This is a genomic window from Clostridium sp. UBA3061, from assembly GCF_002367465.1.
In the GTDB taxonomy this organism is placed as follows: domain Bacteria; phylum Bacillota; class Clostridia; order Clostridiales; family Clostridiaceae; genus Clostridium_J; species Clostridium_J sulfidigenes.
Genome location: NZ_DFCF01000010.1, coordinates 275,910 through 279,228, shown reverse-complemented (window position 1 = coordinate 279,228; position 3,319 = coordinate 275,910). Strand labels below are relative to the sequence as shown.

General features: G+C 31.1%; 2 protein-coding genes. Both read right to left on the bottom strand.

From position 1 onward, the window contains the following. The coding region (locus B2P65_RS08870) for a Na+/H+ antiporter NhaC family protein (protein WP_346880018.1) at positions 1-930 on the bottom strand (930 nt) is incomplete at its 3' end. A 324-nt stretch (positions 931-1,254) separates the two neighbouring features. After that, positions 1,255-2,745, bottom strand: coding sequence for a Na+/H+ antiporter NhaC family protein (locus B2P65_RS08865; protein ID WP_035133673.1), 1,491 nt, complete (start codon positions 2,743-2,745; stop codon positions 1,255-1,257). Between the last annotated feature and the right edge of the window lie 574 nt (positions 2,746-3,319).

The window sequence follows — 3,319 nt, the reverse complement described above, 5'->3', positions numbered from 1 at the left end:
AGAACCAGCCTCACCAAATCCGCTTTCAACTAAACCTAAGAAAGAAGGTAAGCTTTCTACAGTTCCTGCAAATGTACCAAAGATATATGAAGAAGCAATTCCTAAGAATAGGCAAAGAAGAGTAGGAATACCCATAACAGCAGCAACTATAACAAGTATTAGAGGAATTACCATATAGAAAGGTACTCCAGTTTTAACTTGATTTAAAAGTTCTACAGCTGCTGGTTTTTCAGCCTCAATAGCAGACCAAGCTTCTGGTGGAATAGCATCAATAGCTAATTTTGCATTAGCTACATCTGTAGGTAGTTTCATATATAAACTAACACCGAATATAATAATTGCAGTTATAATCGCACATGCTATTGACCAAACCCCTTGAGTTCTAATTCTATCAATAACTTCAACCTTTTGAATACCAGAACTTACAACTGTTGTATCAGAGATAAGACCGATATTATCACCAAAGCAAGCACCACCAGCTATAGAAGCTGTAGTAAGAAGAATATTTCCTCCAACTATATGGTTAAGCCATAAGAAAATAGGAGCACATGCAGCAAATGTTCCCCAAGAAGTTCCAGTAGCAACTGACAGTATGCAAGTTACTAAGAAGCCACATACAGCTACAGTTCTTGCATTTAATCCAAGAGTTAGGGCCATATTAACTATAGAAGCACCAACTCCTGTTGACATGAAAGCGTTTGCCATTGCATAGGCAAACATTAGTATAAAGAATACTAAAATAAGTTCCTTTACATTATCGACTGCTGCGTCAATAAGTTCACTGAATTTAACTTTTTCTGTGATGTAGGCTACAATACATGCAAATATAGTTGCAATTGGTGCTGCTGTAAGCACGTTTACCTTCATCATCATAAGTCCGGCCAATACAAATATTGGTACAAACTTAAAGGTTGCTTTTAAAAATTTCATTTTTATATCCCCCTATAAAAAATTTACTAGAAAAACTAGTTATTTATTTAACTAGTCTTACTATAAAATTAGTTTAAAACGTTTTCTCAAAAATATCAAGTATTTTTCAGAAAAAACGCATAAATTAAATAATTTAATGTAGAATGTTAGGAGTATTTGCTAATATATGTATTATAAAAGAATAATTGTTATTATGTGTAAAGGGTTTTATGGTTATTATTAGTAAATAAATATGAAGTTTTTGGAATGAACATTAATTTGTATAACTATCATATATAAAAAATCTCACAATAATTATTAACTATTGTGAGATTTTTTTATTTATTATGCACAAATTTCTTTATCAGAATTGACCTCAGAAGTTTGATTCTTAAGTTTAACTTTAGGTTCTCTTGGTAAACCAAACTTAGGAATAAATCTATCCCACCCAGTAATAGTAAGAAGAAGTAATGAAATTACGGTTACAAAAGCCATGACATTATATTTAATAATATCTGTAGCTATAAATGTATGTAATGGATATACTGAAGAAAGTATTCCTACATAGAATCCTATGTATACATGCCAAGGAATTAATTGAGATCCAAAAACACCTAATGAACTTGAGAAGGTAGCATTTCTAAGACGAAGTTTATAAAGATCTTCTTCGCTTCCTTCAACATTTTTATCAACTAATTCTTTAATAATAGGTCCAATAGTTACTATTTGAGCCATTTCATCAGAAAGAGCAGCATTACCACCTATACTTAAAACACCATTCCAGAACATTAACTGTTTTACATTTTTAGATATTTTTAAAACAATAGCTGATAGTGGAGCAAAGGCATCCATTTTAGCCATGATACCACCAAAGGCACCAACCCACATCATCATTACTATAACCCAAGAACCAGCCTCGCTAAATCCACTTTGAACTAATCCTAAGAAAACTGGTAGGCTTTCTACTGTTCCTGCAAAGGAACCAAGGATATAAGAAGAAATAATTCCTAGGAACAAACAAAGTAGAGTAGGTACACCCGTAACAGCGACACCTATAACAAGTAATAGCGGAATTACCATATAGACAGGTACTCCATTTTTAACTTGATTTAAAAGTTCAACAGCTGCAGGCTTTTGAGCTTCAATAGCAGACCATGCCTCTGCTGGAATAGACTCAATTGCTAGTGCAGTATTAGCAGCTTCTGTAGGCAGTTTCAGTGCTACACTCATACCATAAATAATAATTGCAGACACAACAAGACAAAGGACAGACCAAACAACTTGAGATTTTACTCTTTCAAGTATCTCAACCTTTTGAATACCAGAACTTACAACTGTAGTATCAGAGATAAGACCAATATTATCACCAAAACAAGCACCACCAGCTATTGAAGCTGTAGTAAGAAGAATATTTCCTCCTAATATGTGGTTTAGCCACAAGAAGATAGGAGCACATGCAGCAAAGGTTCCCCAAGAGGTACCAGTAGCAACGGAAAGTATACCAGTTACTAAGAAGCCACATACAGCAACACTTCTTGCATTTACTCCAAGAGATAATGCTATATTAACTATAGAAGCACCAACTCCAGTTGACATAAATGCATTTGCCATTGCGTAGGCAAACATTAGTATAAAGAATACTAAAATAAGCTCCTTTACATTTTCGATGGAAGCATCGATAAGTTCATTCAGTTTAATTTTTTCTGTGATGTAGGCTACAAGGCAAGCAACTATTGTTGCTATAGGTGCTGCCGTAAGTACATTAACCTTAAGCATCATTAGACCTGCCAATACAAAGATTGGTACAAACTTTAAAAATCCTTTTAAAAATTTCATTTATGATCCCCCTATAAATTAATTAAGATGAAAATATAGTTATTTTTTTAACCATTATTTTCACATTACTAGTTTAAAACCTTTTCAAAAAAATATCAAGTGTTTTTCCAGAAAAAATACATAAATTTTAGAACTTTTTATAAAAAAATTAAAAATATTGAGTTAATTAATGAAAACGATAAATTAAAAAGTAGAAATAGGTAGAAATAATATTGAAGATAAAAATATTTGCATATATTTCATGTAAATGTTTACTAAAAATAATTTCAAAAAATTTAGTATATAAATAATATTATAAATAAAATTTACATTTTAGTATTTATAACTTGAAGTATTATAGAATATTTAGATATGTGTGTTAAAAAAATAACAAATATTATGAAAAAAACATGCTATTAACATCTTATGATATCAATAGCATGTTTTAAGAATTATTTACTGATAATATAGAATTACTTCATTATCAGTGTTATATATTTATTTCTTTTTTAATCTAACAGCAGGTTCTGTTGGTAGACCAAATTTAGGAATAAATCTGTCCCATCCAGTAAGGGTAAGTAGTAGGATTGAAAAT